The organism is Amaricoccus sp., assembly GCF_017995835.1.
GTDB lineage: Bacteria > Pseudomonadota > Alphaproteobacteria > Rhodobacterales > Rhodobacteraceae > Amaricoccus.
The window spans coordinates 1-16,405 of the sequence record NZ_JAGOID010000071.1 but is presented as its reverse complement, the minus strand read 5'-3'; the positions used below and the strand labels follow the sequence as shown (position 1 = coordinate 16,405).

At 72.3% G+C, this 16,405-nt stretch carries 17 protein-coding genes, 1 tRNA gene and 1 pseudogene; 13 read left to right on the top strand and 6 right to left on the bottom strand.

Annotation, left to right across the window (positions count from 1 at the left end; translation table 11 throughout):
* Positions 1 to 226, top strand: a pseudogene (locus KBA23_RS11595) (hypothetical protein); the annotation flags it as partial.
* Positions 227 to 508: 282 nt separating this feature from the next.
* Here the strand turns inward: KBA23_RS11595 and KBA23_RS11590 are convergent.
* A complete protein-coding gene (locus KBA23_RS11590) occupies positions 509 to 805 on the bottom strand; it encodes a DUF2218 domain-containing protein (protein WP_290741026.1) in 297 nt (98 codons plus the stop codon).
* Positions 806 to 1,047: 242 nt separating this feature from the next.
* On the opposite strand from KBA23_RS11590, the gene mazG reads away from it, so the two are divergent.
* The 4 genes from mazG (at position 1,048) to hisG (ending at position 5,522) form a co-directional block, all read left to right on the top strand.
* Positions 1,048 to 1,878: a nucleoside triphosphate pyrophosphohydrolase gene (gene mazG, locus KBA23_RS11585; RefSeq protein ID WP_290741023.1), complete on the top strand. Its 831-nt coding sequence runs from the start codon at positions 1,048 to 1,050 to the stop codon at positions 1,876 to 1,878.
* 289 nt (positions 1,879 to 2,167) lie between these two features.
* Positions 2,168 to 3,670: a histidine--tRNA ligase gene (gene hisS / locus KBA23_RS11580; protein ID WP_290741020.1), complete on the top strand. Its 1,503-nt coding sequence runs from the start codon at positions 2,168 to 2,170 to the stop codon at positions 3,668 to 3,670.
* Positions 3,670 to 4,812, top strand: coding sequence for an ATP phosphoribosyltransferase regulatory subunit (locus tag KBA23_RS11575; RefSeq protein ID WP_290741017.1), 1,143 nt, complete (start codon positions 3,670 to 3,672; stop codon positions 4,810 to 4,812). The genes hisS and KBA23_RS11575 overlap by 1 nt, the downstream gene beginning before the upstream one ends.
* On the top strand, positions 4,812 to 5,522 hold the full coding sequence (hisG, locus tag KBA23_RS11570; RefSeq protein ID WP_290741014.1) for an ATP phosphoribosyltransferase: 711 nt from the start codon (positions 4,812 to 4,814) through the stop codon (positions 5,520 to 5,522). Before KBA23_RS11575 ends, hisG begins: the two co-directional genes overlap by 1 nt.
* Positions 5,523 to 6,167: 645 nt before the next feature.
* Here hisG and KBA23_RS11565 read toward each other — a convergent pair.
* Together KBA23_RS11565 and gfa are read right to left on the bottom strand one after the other, a co-directional pair.
* Positions 6,168 to 7,298, bottom strand: coding sequence for an S-(hydroxymethyl)glutathione dehydrogenase/class III alcohol dehydrogenase (locus tag KBA23_RS11565; RefSeq protein ID WP_290741012.1), 1,131 nt, complete (start codon positions 7,296 to 7,298; stop codon positions 6,168 to 6,170).
* A gap of 107 nt (positions 7,299 to 7,405) precedes the next feature.
* Complete coding sequence (gfa, locus tag KBA23_RS11560; protein ID WP_290741009.1) at positions 7,406 to 7,987, bottom strand: S-(hydroxymethyl)glutathione synthase; 582 nt, start codon at positions 7,985 to 7,987, stop codon at positions 7,406 to 7,408.
* A gap of 193 nt (positions 7,988 to 8,180) precedes the next feature.
* Between gfa and KBA23_RS11555 the strand changes: the two genes are divergently transcribed.
* The 7 genes from KBA23_RS11555 (at position 8,181) to KBA23_RS11525 (ending at position 12,489) form a co-directional block, all read left to right on the top strand.
* Positions 8,181 to 8,993 carry an ABC transporter permease gene (locus KBA23_RS11555; protein ID WP_290741006.1) on the top strand — a complete coding sequence of 271 codons (813 nt, stop codon included), beginning with the start codon at positions 8,181 to 8,183 and terminating at the stop codon, positions 8,991 to 8,993.
* Between the two features lie 43 nt (positions 8,994 to 9,036).
* Positions 9,037 to 10,041 carry an ABC transporter substrate-binding protein gene (locus KBA23_RS11550; protein ID WP_290741003.1) on the top strand — a complete coding sequence of 335 codons (1,005 nt, stop codon included), beginning with the start codon at positions 9,037 to 9,039 and terminating at the stop codon, positions 10,039 to 10,041.
* A 5-nt stretch (positions 10,042 to 10,046) separates the two neighbouring features.
* Positions 10,047 to 10,838 (top strand): ABC transporter ATP-binding protein, encoded by a 792-nt coding sequence (locus KBA23_RS11545; RefSeq protein ID WP_290741000.1) that lies wholly within the window; start codon positions 10,047 to 10,049, stop codon positions 10,836 to 10,838.
* Between the two features lie 62 nt (positions 10,839 to 10,900).
* Positions 10,901 to 10,976: transfer RNA gene (locus tag KBA23_RS11540), tRNA-Trp, on the top strand.
* 31 nt (positions 10,977 to 11,007) lie between these two features.
* Positions 11,008 to 11,205 carry a preprotein translocase subunit SecE gene (gene secE / locus KBA23_RS11535; protein ID WP_290740998.1) on the top strand — a complete coding sequence of 66 codons (198 nt, stop codon included), beginning with the start codon at positions 11,008 to 11,010 and terminating at the stop codon, positions 11,203 to 11,205.
* A 184-nt stretch (positions 11,206 to 11,389) separates the two neighbouring features.
* The gene (gene hisF / locus KBA23_RS11530; RefSeq protein WP_290740996.1) at positions 11,390 to 12,151 is read left to right on the top strand and encodes an imidazole glycerol phosphate synthase subunit HisF; all 762 of its coding nucleotides are present in this window, start codon (positions 11,390 to 11,392) and stop codon (positions 12,149 to 12,151) included.
* Positions 12,148 to 12,489 (top strand): phosphoribosyl-ATP diphosphatase, encoded by a 342-nt coding sequence (locus tag KBA23_RS11525; protein WP_290740994.1) that lies wholly within the window; start codon positions 12,148 to 12,150, stop codon positions 12,487 to 12,489. Before hisF ends, KBA23_RS11525 begins: the two co-directional genes overlap by 4 nt.
* Here the strand turns inward: KBA23_RS11525 and KBA23_RS11520 are convergent.
* Together KBA23_RS11520 and KBA23_RS11515 are read right to left on the bottom strand one after the other, a co-directional pair.
* A complete protein-coding gene (locus tag KBA23_RS11520; protein WP_290740992.1) occupies positions 12,486 to 13,262 on the bottom strand; it encodes a GH25 family lysozyme in 777 nt (258 codons plus the stop codon). The two genes, KBA23_RS11525 and KBA23_RS11520, sit on opposite strands and share 4 nt — an antisense overlap.
* Before the next feature lie 129 nt (positions 13,263 to 13,391).
* Positions 13,392 to 14,243 (bottom strand): SDR family NAD(P)-dependent oxidoreductase, encoded by an 852-nt coding sequence (locus KBA23_RS11515; protein ID WP_290740989.1) that lies wholly within the window; start codon positions 14,241 to 14,243, stop codon positions 13,392 to 13,394.
* 245 nt (positions 14,244 to 14,488) lie between these two features.
* Between KBA23_RS11515 and purU the strand changes: the two genes are divergently transcribed.
* The gene (gene purU, locus KBA23_RS11510) at positions 14,489 to 15,379 is read left to right on the top strand and encodes a formyltetrahydrofolate deformylase (RefSeq protein ID WP_290740986.1); all 891 of its coding nucleotides are present in this window, start codon (positions 14,489 to 14,491) and stop codon (positions 15,377 to 15,379) included.
* A 320-nt stretch (positions 15,380 to 15,699) separates the two neighbouring features.
* On the opposite strand, the gene KBA23_RS11505 is transcribed toward purU, so the two are convergent.
* Positions 15,700 to 16,405: zinc-binding dehydrogenase (locus tag KBA23_RS11505; RefSeq protein ID WP_290740983.1), on the bottom strand; the 706-nt coding region annotated here is incomplete at its 5' end.

Below are 16,405 nucleotides of genomic sequence, written 5' to 3'. Positions count from 1 at the left end.
CTTTGCCGCGGACGCCTGCCAGCGCGGCGCCTGGCGGGCCGACGGGGACCGGATCTGCTTCGCCTACGAGGGGACCGAGGGCGCGATCTGCTGGCATTTCATCGACACGGGCGCGGGCCACGTCGCCGCTCTCGTCGAGGGCGCCGAGGATGCCGGCTTCCGGCTGACGCTCGACCGGATCGACACGGCGCCTCTCCCCTGCCCCGGCCCCGAAGTCGGGAGCTAGCGAAACCCGCTCGCTTGGGCGAAGAGCGACAAGATGCTGAAAAGGCGTGATTCTGTCCGGCTGGAGCGCGGCTGGAATCAGCCTTGCCACTTTTTCAGGGTTCGACAAGACTTCGGCGCGGGACCGGCGCCCGGAACGTTCGCATCATACCGGCGAGACTACCAGGCCACCCGGCGCAGCACGGGCTAACACGCGTGATAGGTAGGGTAACTACCTGAGTACACACGATAAAAGTGCTAAGGCTCAAAAAGGTCCGCGAGTCGTTTCATGAGCCCGCCGGTATCAGACGGGGCGCCAGTCGACCGCGATCTCCTCGCGGAAGGCGAAGCGCAGGAGGTGGCTCGCGACCACGTCCTCGATGCGGGCGAGGTCGTCCGGGGCGGCCGCGACGTCGAGGGTCAGGATGTCCCCCTCCGCCCGGGCGCGCAGCGTCCCGAAGGGAAAGGACACGGTCGCGTCGGTCTCGCCGACCTCGGCCGGAACCTTGTGGGCGAAATGCTTGCAGAGCTGGCCCATGTAGCGCTTCGCATGGGCGGTGCGCACCTCGGCGACGGCGTGCAGGTGGGCGGCATCGGTCATCGGGATCTCCACGTTTCTTCTCCGGCGATCGGTGGGCTGGCGTCGGGCCGAAGGCCGCGTGGCTGAACCGCTCCTGCCCCGTCCGTTCCGTCGTGTCGACCGAAAAAGCGCCGCCGCCCGGACGAAGCCGGGCGGCGATCCGGGCGGCCCCGGACGATCAGGCGGGGTTCTGGCGCGGTCGATCGACGCCAGTTGGCCGCCCCTTTCGCCCGGCCGTGCCGGCCGCTAGGGTGGCGCCCGCCATGGCCGAGCCCGACGACGACCCGCTCATCCTCGACCCCGACGGCGGCCTGCCCCGGCTGGTCGCGATCATGGCGCGCCTGCGCCATCCCGAGCGGGGCTGCCCCTGGGATCTCGAGCAGGACTTCGCCTCCATCGCCCCCTACACGATCGAGGAGGCCTATGAGGTCGCCGACGCGATCGAGCGCGGCGCGATGGGCGAGTTGCGTGACGAACTGGGCGATCTGCTGTTGCAGGTGGTCTACCATGCCCAGATGGCGCGCGAGGCCGGCCATTTCGGCTTAGACGAGGTGGCGCGCGGCGTCTCCGACAAGATGATCCGCCGGCATCCGCACGTTTTCGGCGACGCGAGCCGCAACAAGACCGCGGCCGAGCAGACCCGCGACTGGGAGGCGATCAAGGCGGCCGAGCGCGCCGCCCGGCCGACGCGCCCGAGCGCGCTCGACGGCGTGGCGATGGGCCTGCCGGCGCTGACGCGGGCGGTCAAGCTCCAGCACCGCGCCGCCCGTGTCGGCTTCGACTGGCCCGATGCCGGCGCGGTGCTCGACAAGATCGCCGAGGAGACGGCGGAGCTGGTCGAGGCCCGCGACGGCGGCGACGCGGACAAGGTCGGGGAGGAGTTCGGCGACCTCCTCTTCGTGATCGCCAACCTCGCGCGCCATCTGGAGATCGACCCGGAGGCGGCGCTGCGCGCCGCGAACGCCAAGTTCACCCGCCGCTTCCACGCGATCGAGGCGGCGCTGGCCGGCCGCGGACGCACCCCCGAGCAATCCGACCTCGCCGAGATGGACGCGCTCTGGGACGCGGCCAAGGCCGCCGAGCGCGCGGTCTGAATCCGCGGCCCGGGGAGAGCGCCGTCCTCGAGGACCCCGCAAGGGGGTCCCGCTCGGACGGCGCTGACGGTCGGCCGCCTTTGCGGCCGACCTGGCGGAGCGGCCGCAAGCGGCCGCGAGTCCTTTGCTGCTCCCCGCCCTTTGGCGGGGAGGCGCCTGCTCGATAGGGTTTCTGCCAGTATGAATGCCTGAAGGGGGATTTGCGGCGCCGGCGCTGTTCACCCCTTCCCGGCCCGCGCTTGCCGCAGCGGAGCCCATCGGCTAAGGGCCGCGCGAACCGGAGGGTCCGATGCCGAAGGACAAGGAAGCGAAACCCCGTCGCCCGCGCGCCGAGACGCCGCGCGGCTTCCGCGACTGGTTCGGGGCCGAGGTGCGGAGCCGGGCCGCGATGCTCGACCGTATCACCGAGGTCTACCATCGCTACGGCTTCGACCCGCTGGAGACGAGCGCCGTCGAGACGCTGGAGGCGCTCGGCAAGCACCTTCCCGACGTCGACCGGCCGCAGGGCGGCGTCTTCGCCTGGGACGACCCCGACGAGGGCTGGCTGGCGCTGCGCTACGACCTGACGGCGCCGCTGGCGCGTGTCTACGCCCAGCACCGCATGAGCCTGCCGACGCCGTACCGGCGCTATCAGGTCGGGCCGGTCTGGCGCAACGAGAAGCCGGGGCCGGGGCGGTTCCGCCAGTTCACCCAGTGCGACGCCGATACCGTTGGCGCCGCCTCGGTGGCGGCCGACGCGGAGATGGCGGCGATGCTCGCGGATGCGCTGGAGGCGGCCGGGATCGCGCGCGGCGACTATGTCGTGCGGATCAACGACCGCAAGGTGCTGAACGGCGCGCTGGAGGCCGCGGGGCTGCTCGATCCCGCCGACCCGGAGGCCGACGCCGGGCGGCGCGGGATCGTCATGCGCGCGGTCGACAAGCTCGACCGGCTCGGCGCGGACGGCGTCCGCGCCCTGCTCGGACCCGGACGGCGCGACGAGAGCGGCGACTTCACCCCGGGCGCCGGCCTTTCCGACGAGCAGGCGGCGCGCATCCTCGGGCTGACCGGGGCCCGGCGCGCCGATGCGGCCGGGACCTGCGCCCGTCTCGGTGAGATCGTGGCCGGCTCGGCGGTCGGCGCCGAGGGCGTGGCGGAACTCGCGGCCATCGCCGAGCTTCTGGAGGCGCAGGGCTACGGCTCCGACCGGATCGTCATCGACCCCGCCGTGGTGCGCGGGCTCGGCTACTACACCGGGCCGGTCTGCGAGGCGGAGCTCACCTTCGAGATCCTCGACGACAAGGGGCGCCCGCGACAGTTCGGCTCGGTGGCCGGCGGCGGCCGCTACGACGACCTGGTGAAACGCTTCACCGGGCAGGCCGTGCCGGCGACCGGCGTTTCGATCGGGGTCGACAGGCTGCTGGCGGCGCTGGCTGCGAAGGGGCTCGGCGGCGGCGCGGAGCCGGGGCCGGTCGTGGTCACGGTGATGGACCGGGCCGCGATGGCCGACTATCAGGCGATGGCGGCCGAGCTGCGCGCCGCCGGCGTCCGCGCCGAGGTGTTCCTCGGCGGCGGCAATGTCGGCAGGCAGCTCAAGTACGCCGACCAGCGTCGCGCGCCGGTGGCGATCATCGCCGGCGAGGACGAGCGCGCGCGCGGCGTCGTGCAGCTCAAGGACCTCGCCCTCGGGGCCCGGCTCTCCGCCGAGATCGCCGACCACGAGGCCTGGAAGGCCCAGCCCGCGCAGGTCGAGGCCCCGCGCGGCGGGCTCGTGGCGGCGGTCCGGGAGATGCTGGCCCGGGCGGACCGCTGATGGTCGCCGACCGGCCCTGCCCGCACGCGGCCCGTCTCGGTCCGGGGCTCGCCCGGCTCGGGGCGGAGGTGGCGCGCATCGTGGCGGCGCTCGGGCGCGGGGCCGATTACGTGGAGCTTGCCGCATTGCAGCCGGCCGACGTCCTGCTCGACCTCTACGGCGAGGACATCCGGGCGCGGGCGTTCGTGACCGCCGACGACGGCGCCGAGATGATGCTGCGGCCCGACTTCACCGTTCCGATCGTCGGGCTCCACATGGAGACCGGGCGGGCGCGGGGGGCCTACGTCTATTGCGGTCCGGTCTGGCGGCGCCAGGACGGCGGTTCGGATCGGGCGCGGGAATATCTCCAGGCCGGCGTGGAGCTTTTCGGCGCGGACGATCCGGCGGCGGCGGACGCCGAGGCGTTGCGGCGCGTCCTCGACGCCCTCGGCGAGGCTCCGGTCGACCTCGTGGTCGGCGATCTCGGCCTGCCGCTCGCGGTGATCGACGCGCTCGACACCACCGACGCGCGCAAGGCGGCGCTGCGGCGGCACCTGTGGCGGCCGGCGCGCTTTCACGTGATGCTGGAGCGCTACGGGGCGCGGCAGGGGGACGTCGCCGCCGGCCGGGCCGGGCTCATCGCCGCGGTCGCGGCCGGGCGGGCCGGGGCGCTGATGGCCGCCGCCGGCGCGCCGGTCGGCGCGCGCGGCGAGGACGAGGTGCTCGACCGTCTGGAGCGGCTGCGCATCGAGGCCGCGACCCCGCCGCTCGACCCGGCCGCGGTCGCGGGACTCGAGGCGGTCCTCGGCGTCGCCGGCCCTGCCCCGGCGGCGCTGGGCCGGCTGCGCGAGATCGCGCGCGGCCTGCCCGGGCTCGCACCCGCGGCCGCCCGGCTCGACGCGCGCCTCGACGCCATCGCGGCGCGCGGGGTCGAGCCGGGCGAGTTGCGCTTCGAGGGCAGCTTCGGGCGGACGACGCTCGAATACTACGACGGCTTCGTGTTCGGCGCCGTGGCGCGCGGACGCCCGGACCTGCCGCCGATCGCCAGCGGCGGGCGCTATGACACGCTCACCGCCATCCTCGGCGGCGGGCGCGGCGTGCCGGCGGTCGGCGGGATCGTGCGGCCGGAGGCGTTGGCGGCGCTGACCGAGGGGGCCACGTGATGCGGCTGAAGCTCGGCATCCCGTCGAAGGGGCGGCTTCAGGACGAGACGATCGCCTGGTTCGGCGCGCGCGGCGTCACGATCGCGCGGTCCGGGGCCGGACGCGAGTACGCCGGCCGGGTCGAGGGCGCGCCGGAGCTGTCGCTCGTCCTGCTCGCCGCGGCGGAGATCCCGGGCGAACTCGCGGCGGGGCGGCTCGACCTCGGCGTCACCGGGCAGGACCTCGTGCGCGAGGAGATCCCCTCCTGGGCCGAGCGGCTGGAGGAGCTGGCGGAGATGGGCTTCGGCTTCGCCGACCTCGTCGTCGCCGCGCCGGCGTTCTGGATCGACGTGCGCGACATGTCCGATCTCGACGCCGTGGCCGCCGCGTTCCGCGCCCGCCACGGCCGCCGGCTCCGGGTGGCGACCAAGTACCGGCGGCTGGCGCGGGAGTTCTTTCGCCGCCACGGCGTCGCCGACTATGCACTGGTGGACAGCGCCGGCGCGACGGAGGCAAGCGTCAAGAACCTCGCGGCCGAGGCGATCGTCGACATCACCAGCACCGGCGAGACGCTGCGCGACAACCACCTGCGCGTCCTCGACGACGGGGTGATCCTGCGCAGCCAGGCGACGCTCTACTCGAGCCGGGTCGCGCGCGACACCCCCGAGCGGCGCGCGCTTCGCGCCGCGCTTTCGGCCCGCCTCGGCCTCGCCGCCCCGGCGAGCGCGTAGGCCGGGCGCCGCCGGGGGCGAAGCCCGTCGGGCTCGGCAACAGGCGTCGGCGATGGCGGCGCCGTCCCTTGGCGGGCGCAGGCGCAGAAGCACGTGACCGTCAGCGAGGCGCTGCGGCTGCTCGACGGGCTGGTCTCGGCCGACACCTGACCGCGCCGCCGGCGAGCCCGGCCGACGGCGCGCTGCCTTGTGGCGTCTGGCGCCACGGGGGCGTGGTCGGGCTGACAAGCATGGGTGATCGACGAGGCGACCTTGCTCGTGTGGGTCGCCGCCTGCCGCGCCGCGCTGGAGGAATACTCCCGAGCGCACGCCGCTCGACTGGGCGAAGACGCACGCGAACCTCGCGCTCGCAACGATCGCCGACCGGACCGGGCAACCCCGTGGGCCCGCGGCTGGCGGCGATCGACGCGGCGCTGGACGTTCTCCGGACCGCGGCGCCCGACCACTATCTGCGAACCGCCGAGGCGATCCGCCGCTGGATGGCCGGCGGCTGACGTCGCGACCCCGGCGCGTCAACCCCGTCAACCTTCGGGCCCTCCCGCGACGACAGGCGCATGGGACGTGCAGCCCGTTCACCTCGGTTAACCGAGCGATTCCCGCCGCTTGGGTAACCGGGGGACCGGGGGCCAACCTGCCCCCGGCGCGTCAATAGATCACCACCGACCGGATCGACTCGCCCGCGTGCATCAGGTCGAAGCCCTTGTTGATGTCCTCGAGCCTCAGCAGGTGGGTGATCAGCGGGTCAATCTGGATCTTGCCGTCCATGTACCAGTCGACGATCTTCGGAACGTCGGTCCGCCCCCGCGCGCCGCCGAAGGCGGTGCCGAGCCACTGCCGCCCGGTGACGAGCTGGAACGGTCGCGTCGCAATCTCGGCCCCCGCCGGCGCGACGCCGATCACCACCGACTTGCCCCAGCCGCGATGGGTGCATTCCAGCGCGTCGCGCATCACCTTGACGTTGCCGGTGCAGTCGAAGCTGTAGTCCGCCCCGCCGATCTGGTCGGCCTTGGTCTTGGTCATGTTGACGATGTGCGGGACGATCGAACCCTCGACCTCCTTGGGGTTGACGAAGTGCGTCATCCCGAACCGCTCGCCCCATTCCTTCTTGTCGTTGTTGAGGTCGACGCCGATGATCATGTCGGCCCCGGCCATCTTCAGGCCCTGGATGACGTTGAGCCCGATGCCGCCGAGCCCGAACACCACCGCCTTGGCCCCGATCTCGACCTTCGCGGTGTTGATGACCGCGCCGATACCGGTGGTGACGCCGCAGCCGATGTAGCAGATCTTGTCGAACGGCGCGTCCTCGCGGATCTTCGCCACCGCGATCTCCGGCAGCACGGTGAAGTTCGAGAAGGTCGAGCAGCCCATGTAGTGCAGGATCGGCTCGCCATCGAGGGTGGAGAACCGGCTGGTTCCGTCCGGCATCAGTCCCTGGCCCTGGGTGCCGCGGATCGCGGTGCAGAGGTTGGTCTTCTGGCTCAGGCAGGACGGGCATTCCCGGCATTCGGGCGTGTAGAGCGGGATGACGTGGTCGCCCTTCCTGACGCTCGTCACGCCCGGGCCGACGTCGACGACGACGCCCGCGCCCTCGTGCCCGAGGATCGCCGGGAACAGGCCCTCCGGGTCGGCGCCGGACAGGGTGAACTCGTCGGTGTGGCAGAGCCCCGTCGCCTTGATCTCGACGAGGACCTCGCCGGCCTTCGGCCCCTCGAGGTTCACCTCCATGATCTCCAGCGGCTTTCCGGCGGCGACGGCCACGGCGGCGCGCGTTCGCATGGGCATTCTCCTTCAGGTCGGTTCCGGCGGCCGCGGATGCGGTCAGGCATTCTACACGGGCGCCGGCCGGCCGCGCGCCCCTGGACGGCGGCCGACCGGCGACAGGATCAGGCGGGAAGCGCGCCCGACTTCTTGGCGACGTGGGTCGCGATGGCGTCCATCAGCGGCGGCGACAGGCAGTCGTAGGGCTCGAGGCCGAGCTCCTTCAGCCGGCCGCGGACGCCCTCCATCCGCGACGGATCGACGCCCGACTCGATGATCGACGAGACGAACGCGGCGAACTGCGGCTCGGACCACCCGCTCTCGCCCGACAGTTCGGTGTGGACGAAGTCGAGCCCGTAGAACGGATGCTCCTTGTTCTCGATGCGGCCGTACATGTGCACGCCGCAGCCGGTGCAGGCGTGGCGCTGGATCGGCGCCGCCTCGTTGACGATCTTGAGCTTCTGGCCGTTGCTGGTGACGGTGACGCTGTCGCGGCCCACGACGGCGACCTGGCTGAAAATCGCGCCTTCCGGCTTCCAGCACTTGGTGCAGCCGCAGACGTGGTTGTGCGCGGTCTGCGCGCCGACCTTCACCTCGACCTTGTCGGTCGCGCACTTGCAGCTGAGCGTGCCGCCCGAGAAGCTGGGGGAGCCCTTCTTCACGCCCCCGTCGACCGCGGGATGTATCCTGACGTTCTCGTAAGTCATGCGAGGCCCTCCCTCGTGGGTTCTTGTGCGCGGCAGTCTCCACCCGGACGGCAGTTTGCGTCCATTCAGCCAAAGGGGGGAGGGACGCCGCGCATCGTCCGCCCGCGGCCGCGTCCCGCCATCCGCCGATTGGTTGAAGGGGTGCGCGCCCGCGGCCGCTTGCGCGGGCCGCGGGGATGGCCGACAAACGGGCATGGCCGAGGCACGCTTCCTGCCGCCGCCGCTCGAGCGGACGCAGTCCGCCGCCGCGCCGGGCGGCGTGGGGCTCGTGGCTGCGCTGCGGCTCGGCTTCCTCGCCGTTGTGCTCGTCTTCTGGCAACTCGCCGCCAACGCCGCGCCGGGCGGCCTCTTCGCCTCGCCGTTCGAGGTGGCGCTGGCCCTCGGTCGGCTCGCCGTCGGCGGCAGCCTCTGGCCCGCGCTCGGGGAGAGCCTCTCCATCTATCTGGCAGGAACCGGCGTCGCCGTCGTCGTCGGGATCGCGCTCGGGGCGCTGATGGGGATGGTCAGGCCGGTCGGCCGCACGCTCGACATTTATGTCCACGGCCTCGCCGCCACGCCGCGCGTCGCCTTCATTCCGCTGATCATCGTGCTCCTCGGCCTCGGCTTCGAGGCCAAGGTGCTGGTGGTCTTCCTCGGCGCCGTGATGCCGGTGATCCTGAACGCCTATGCCGGCGTGCGCGCCGCAGACCCGGATCTGGTCGAGATGGCCCGCGCGACCGGGGCCTCGCACGGGCGCATCCTCGCCCATGTCGTCCTGCCCGGGGCGCTGCCCTTCCTGGTCGCGGGCGTGCGGATCGGCGCGACGATCGGGCTCATCAACACCGTGGTCGCGGAGCTCTACACCGCCGTCGCCGGCCTCGGCGGGCTGCTTGCGCTCTACGGCAGCCGGTTCCAGATGGCCGAGTATCTCGCCGTCGTCGTCGTGCTGGCGACGATCGGCGTCACCATGACCGAAGGTCTGCGCCTCGTGGAGCGGCGGATGCTGCGCTGGCGCGGGCGCGAATGAGACCGGACGAGAAGGCCCGTCCGACCAAACAGGGAGAAATGAAATGAAACGTCGCCTCGCCGTCGTCGCCCTCGCGACCCTCCTTGCCGCCCCCGTGGCCGCGGAACCGTTCCGCCTGATCGTCACCGACATGGAGGCGCCGCTGGTGCCGAACTCGGTGATGGAGCTTGCCGAGCAGGAGGGCTACTTCGACCGCGCCGGCGTCGACGTGGAGTTCGTCCGCGTCCAGCAGACGCCGCTCGCCATGGCGGCGCTGCGCTCCGGCGAGGGCGAGATGGCCAACGTGGCGCTGGAGGCGCTGTTGCAGGCGACCGCGCAGGGCGCGACCGACCTGCGCGGGGTGATGTCGCCGAACAAGTCGCTGCCCTACCTGATCGCCGGGCGCGACCTCGCCGCAGTCGGCGATCTCGCCGGCAAGCGCTTCGGAATCGGCCGCATCGGCAGCGTCGACCACCTGCTCTCGACCAAGGTGCTCGAGGCCGCCGGCGTCGATCCCGCCGGACTGGAGATGATCGCCCTCGGCCAGCCGCAGGCCCGCGCCCAGGCGCTGCTCGCCGGCCAGATCGACGCCACCACCATGTCGATCGGCTCCTTCACCGCGATCGACGACGATCCCGCCATCTCCGTGCTCGTCGACGTCGAGGACTATTACCGCGCGGCGCCGATCCTCTCGAAGCTCAACGTCGTGCGCACCGAGACGCTGGCGAGCCGCGGGAAGGACGTCGAGGCGGTGATCGAGGCGATCACGCTCGCCTCCCGCGACTTCGCCGCCGATCCGAAGAAGTGGGTGTCGGCGATGCAGAAGGCGCGGCCCGACGTGGACGTGGCCGATCTCGAGCTCCTCGCCGCAGTCTTTGCCGGGTCGTGGAGCATCGACGGCGGGATCTCCGCGCCCGAGCTCGAGGCGGCGCAGGCCTGGCTGCACGAGGGCGAGGACTTCGCCGGGATCGCGCCGGCGCCGCTCGACGCCTGGGCCGACCTCGCGCCTCTCGACGCGGTGATCGCCCGCATTGGCGCTCCGGATCCGGCGATCGTCCCCACCCGCTGATCCCCTTGCGCGACGCCGCCCATCTCACGCTCCGCGGCGTCGCGCTCTCGCTCGGCGGCCGGCCGGTGCTCGAAGGCATCGACCTGACCGCCCGCCGCGGCGAAACGCTGGTGCTGCTCGGCCCTTCCGGCTGCGGCAAGACCTCGCTCCTGCGCCTCGTCGCCGGTCTCCTCGCGCCCGACGCGGGCGAGGTCCAGGTGAACGGCGCGCCGCCCGTGCCCGGCCGGGCGGCGGCGATGGTGTTCCAGTCCTATCGCCTGCTGCCGTGGAAGTCGGTGCGGGCCAACGTCGCCTTCGCGCTGCCTCGCCTCGACCCGGCCGAGCGCGACGCCCGCGTGGCGCGGGTTCTCGCCCGCGTCGGCCTCTCGCGCTTCGCCGAGGCCTGGCCGCGCGAGCTTTCGGGGGGGATGCAGCAGCGCGTGGCCCTCGCCCGCGCGCTCGTGGTCGAGCCGGAGCTTCTGCTGATGGACGAGCCCTTCGCCGCGCTCGATGCGCAGTCGCGCGAACTGATGCAGGCAGAGCTTCTGCACCTCACCGGCGGCCCGTCCGGGCCGACCGTGCTCTTCGTCACCCACAGCGTCGACGAGGCGCTGGTGCTCGCCGACCGGGTGCTGCTGCTCTCGCCGCGCCCGGGCCGGATCGTCGAGGAGGTCGCGGTCGATTTCCCCCGCCCGCGCCGGGAACACGACCCGCGCGAGGCGCAGGACTTCCCCGCGCTCCGCCGGCGCCTGTGGGAGCGGCTGCGCGAGATGGTCCTTTCCGACCCGCATTCGGACTTCTTCAGCGGAGCGGGGTAGGCGCTTGCGCGGGCCTTGCATCGGGGAACGGGGCGGCGTATTTCCCCCCGGCGCGCCGGCACAGGGGTGTAGCTCAGTTGGTAGAGCATCGGTCTCCAAAACCGAGGGTCGTAGGTTCGAGTCCTATCGCCCCTGCCAGCGCGCGGTAGAATCGAGGAAGCCCGAACGCATGGCCCGCACCAACCCGCTGCAATTCATCCAGCAGGTCCGCGCCGAGACCTCCAAGGTGGTCTGGCCGACGCGCCGCGAGGTCGGGCTGACCACGGTCATGGTGATGATCATGGCCACCGTCTTCGCGACGTTCTTCTTCCTCGTCGATCTGCTGATCCGCTTCGGCCTCGAGACCATCCTGCGCGCCGCGGCCTGAACCGGGCGAAAGAAGGGTTTTCGGTCCGGAGCCCCAACATGTGGTGGCTGGGGTTGACCGGATCTCCGCTCCGCGACTCCGGCTCGCCGCCGACAACGCGCGAGGCGCGAGCCTCCGGGCCGCTGGACCTCCCCCGCCGCCTCGTCTATCCCCGCCGCCACAGCCGCCAGCCCGCGAGGCCCAGATGCTCAAGGTCCGCGTCATCCCCTGCCTCGACGTCAAGGACGGGCGCGTCGTCAAGGGCGTGAACTTCGAGGGCCTGCGCGACGCCGGCAACCCGGTCGAGGCCGCCCGCGCCTACGACGCGCAGGGAGCGGACGAACTCTGTTTCCTCGACATCGCGGCGTCCCTCGAGAACCGCGGCACGCTCCTCGACCTCGCCCGCCGCACCGCCGAGCAGTGCTTCATGCCCCTCACCGTCGGCGGCGGCGTGCGCACACCCGAGGACGTGCGCCAGCTCCTCCTCGCCGGCGCCGACAAGGCGAGCTTCAATTCCGCCGCCGTGGCGACGCCGGACGTGATCAACGCCGCCGCCAGCAAGTTCGGCGCCCAGTGCATCGTCGTCGCCATCGACGCCAGGACCGTCGCCCCCGGCCGCTGGGAGATCTTCACCCACGGCGGCACCCGCGCGACCGGCATCGACGCGGTGGCCTTCGCCAGGGACATGGCCGCCCGTGGCGCCGGCGAGATCCTGCTGACCTCGATGGACCGCGACGGCACGCGGGCGGGCTACAACCTTCCCCTGACGCGCGCCATCGCCGACGCGGTTCCCGTCCCGGTCATCGCCTCCGGCGGCGTGGGCGAGCTTCGCCACCTCGTCGAGGGCGTGATCGAGGGTCACGCCTCGGCGGTCCTCGCCGCCTCGATCTTCCACTTCGGAACCCACACCGTCGGCGAGGCCAAGGCCGCGATGGCCGCCGCCGGCATCCCGGTGCGCCCGACATGACCCCCCATATGACCCCCGACGCGACCGACGTCCTTGCGCGCCTCTCCGCCACGATCGAGGCCCGTGCCTCCGCCGATCCGGCGACGTCCCACACCGCCGGCCTGCTGGCGAAGGGACCGGCCAAATGCGCCGAGAAGTTCGGCGAGGAGGCCATCGAGGCCATCGTCGCCGCCGCGCAGGGCAGCCGCGCGGCGCTGACAGCCGAGGCGGCGGACGTGCTCTACCACCTCCAGGTGATGCTCAAGTCCGCCGGCGTCGCCTGGGCGGACGTCCTCGCCGAACTCGAGCGCCGCGAGGGAACCTCCGGCATCGCCGAGAAGGCCGCCCGCAAGCCCTAGAGCGTGTGGCGGGCGAGCCAGGCGCGCCATTCGGTCTGGCCGCCGGCGAAGGCGTTGAGGTCGGCCTCGCCGGCGATTCCGGGCACCTGTCCCGTGCCGGTGTACTGCCAGAAGCCCCAGGACTGTCCCGGATAGACCGCCGAGGGGTGTCCCGCGACGGAGCGGAGCCAGAAGGTCACGCCTTGCATCCGCGCGAGGTCGTTCTCGCGGAAGAAGTCGGGCGGGACGTAGACCAGCGGCCGCTGGCCGTAGTGGCGCGCGACCATGGCAAGGAAGGTCTCCATCTCGGCGCGCACGATCGCGGGCGCGGGTCGGTAGGGGCAGGTCTTCGACTTGTGGTTCCATTCCACGTCGAGCACCGGCGGCAGCGCGCCGCGCTCGCGCGGGACGTTGCGGATGAACCAGTTCGCCTGCTCCTCGGCCGAGGAGCAGAAGTAGTAGAAGTGGTAGGCGCCGCGCGGCACGCCGGCGGCGCCGGCGGCGCGCCAGTTTTCCATGAAGCGGTCGTCGGTATGGTCCTTGCCCTCGGTCGCCTTGATGAAGGCGAAGGACGCGCCCGAAGCGCGGACCCGCGGCCAGTCGATCGTGCCCTGCCACTTGGAGACGTCGACGCCATGCACCGGGTAGTGCCACGGCGTGCGCTCGGTCCAGTCGTGCGGGTCGTAGTCGAGAAAGCGCGGCGCGGAGGTCGTGACCGACCTCGACGCCTGCGGCGTGGGCGAGCCGCATGCGACGAGCGCAAGGGCGCAAGCTAACAGAGCCAGGGTGCGCAAAGTGGTTTCTCCTGTTCGCCTCGTCCCGCCTGTCTCGGCGGTTATCCGCTCAAACTACCCCATCGCGCGACGTCGGTCAGCCGTTTTCTCGCGCCGAGCGCAACGTCGGGCGGCGTGGTCGGCGCGCCACTAACTCCCGGCCACGAACGCCTTGAACGCCTCGGCGAAGTCGGGGTGCCAGCGCGACAGCGGCGGGCGGTTCTCGATGATGTCGCCCGCCGCCCAGGCGATGCGCTTCTCGTCGAGGGCGCGGTCGACGTCGTTGTCCGGGCAGAGGATGTAGAAGTCCCCCGCCCCGAGCCTGTCCAGCATGAAGCCTGCGGTCTCGTCCGCCGTCCAGGCGCCGGCCGGTTTCTCGGTCCGCCCGCCGGCGGCGAGGGGGGTGAAGACGAAGCCGGGGATCAGCAGGTGCGCGCTCAGCGCGTGGCCCGGCGTGTTGCGCAACTCGTGCGCGAGCGCCTCGGTGAACACCTTCACCCCGGCCTTGGAGACGTTGTAGGCGGGATCGCCCGGCGGCGTGGTGATGCCCTGCTTGGAGCCGGTGGCGATCACCGCGCCGGGCCGCCCGCGCGCGACCATGCCGGGCACGAAGGCGCGCGCGCCGTGGACGACGCCCCAGAAATTGACCTCGAGCACGCGGGTCCAGTCCTCGATCGGCCCGAAGACGCTGGACCCCGGCTGCACGCCCGCGTTCAGCATCAGCACGTCCGTCCCGCCCCAGGCGGCGTCGATGCTTGCGGCGAGACGGTCCATGTCCTCGGGCCGCGCCACCGAGGCGTCGGCGGCCAGCACGTCCTCCGCGCCCCCCGGCGCGACGGCGGCGAGCGCGTCCGCGGCGGCGCCGAGCTTCTCGGGTCCGAGATCGGCGACGCAGACGCGCAGCCCCAGCGCCGCGAAGCGCAGCGCCGCGGCGAGGCCGATGCCGGAGGCGCCGCCGGTGACGACGGCCACGGAGCCGGGAACGAGGGCGGGATGGGACATGGAGGAACTCCGCGAGGTTGCGGCGCCGCCGCGTTCAACCATTTGATCCTAGGAGCCAATCGAATGGCGTCAATCATGCTCGTTCCTGCGCCTCGCCAGGCGGGGCGATCACGCCGCTGCGGCGCCCGAGCGTGCGGTGTGGAAGGTCTTGACGCCTTCGGCGCATCGGAGGTCGCGGGCGGGTCGCATCCGGCGCCCGGGGCGCGCTATAGGGGGGCGCCGTTCCTTCGTCGAGGCGCCCGCCCGTGACCCAGCCTTCCTACGTCCTGACCGTGCAATGCGCCTCGCGGCGCGGGATCGTCGCGGCGATCTCGACCTATCTCGCCGAGCGGGGATGCAACATCACCGACGCCGCGCAGTTCGACGACAGCGAGACGGGGAAGTTCTTCACCCGCATCTCCTTCGCCGCCGAGACCGGCGCGACGCTGCCCGACCTGCGCGACGGCTTCGCGGCGGTGGCGGAGCCCTTCGCGATGGCCTGGGCGATGCATGACGAGGGCGAGCGGATGCGCACGCTGGTCATGGTGTCGAACTTCGGGCACTGCCTCAACGACCTGCTCTACCGCTGGCGGATCGGAGCGCTGCCCATCGACATCGTCGGCGTGGTGTCGAACCACATGGCCTACCAGAAGCTGGTCGCAAACCACGACATTCCCTTCCACCACGTCAAGGTGACGCGCGAGCGCAAGCCGCAGGCCGAGGCGCGGCTCACCGAGCTCGTCGAGGAGACGGGGGCGGATCTCGTCGTGCTCGCCCGCTACATGCAGGTGCTGTCGGACGGCTTCTGCGCGCGGATGTCGGGACGGATCATCAACATCCATCATTCGTTCCTGCCGAGCTTCAAGGGGGCGAATCCCTACCGGCAGGCCTTCGAGCGCGGGGTGAAGCTCATCGGGGCGACGGCGCATTACGTCACGGCCGATCTCGACGAGGGGCCGATCATCGAGCAGGACACCGTGCGGGTGACACACGCCCAGTCGCCCGACGACTATGTGAGCCTCGGGCGCGACGTGGAGGCGCAGGTGCTCGCCCGCGCGATCCATGCCCACATCCATCACCGGGCGTTCCTGAACGGCAACAAGACGGTGGTGTTCCCGGCCTCGCCCGGCTCCTATGCCTCGGAGAGGATGGGCTGAGGCGACGACGTTCGACGCGCGGCGCAGCGAGTTCGGCGAGGCGTGGCGCCCGGAGCGGCGGCGGCTGTCGGCTTCCGGCCGGGCGGCTCTCCTGCCCGGCCTTCGAGGGCGGCGATTCCGCGACGCACTTCGTCGTCTCGGCACAGGAGGCAACGCGCGCCGGCGAGCGCGCGGCGGGGCCGGCGGCGGGGATGGCCTTCGCCCGGCCGCTCGGCGTCGCCGGCCGGCCGGAGCCGGCGGTCGTTCCCGGCTGATCGGGGCGGCGACGGTGGTCCGGCCTCGGGGCCCGGACCGGAGGGCGAGACCGCGACGGGCGGGCGTCAGCTGGTGATCGCGACCTTGAGGACGCCGTCGCGCTGGTTGGCGAAGAGATCGTAGGCGGCCTCGATGTCGTCGAGCTTGTAGCGGTGGGTGACCAACGGCTTCAGGTCGACCCGGCCCGAGCCGATCACCGCCATCATGCGACGCATCCGCTCCTTGCCGCCGGGGCAGAGCGCGGTCCTGATGGTGTGGTCGCCGAGGCCCGCGGCGAAGGCGTCGAGCGGGATCTTCAGGTCGGTCGAGTAGACGCCGAGACTCGAGAGCGTGCCGCCGGGCCTCAAGACGCGCAGGGCCGCCTCGAAGGTCGCCTGGGTTCCGAGCGCCTCGATCGCGACGTCGACGCCGCGGCCGTCGGTCAGCTCGAGGATCGCCTTGGCCGGGTCGGTCTCACGGAAGTTCACCACCTCGTCGGCCCCGAGCCGCCTCGCCACCTCCATGCGCGCCGGCACGGCGTCGACGGCGATGATGCGGGTGGCGCCGAGGAGCTTCGCGCCCGCGGTGGCGCAGAGGCCGATCGGCCCCTGGGCGAAGACCGCCACGGTGTCGCCGATGCGGATGCCGCCGTTCTCGGCGCCGACGAAGCCCGTCGACATGATGTCTGGGCACATCAGCACCTGCTCGTCGGTCAGCTCGTCGGGCACCGGCGCGAGGTTCGCCATGGCGTCGGGGACGAGGACGTACTCGGCCTGGCACCCGTCGATGGTG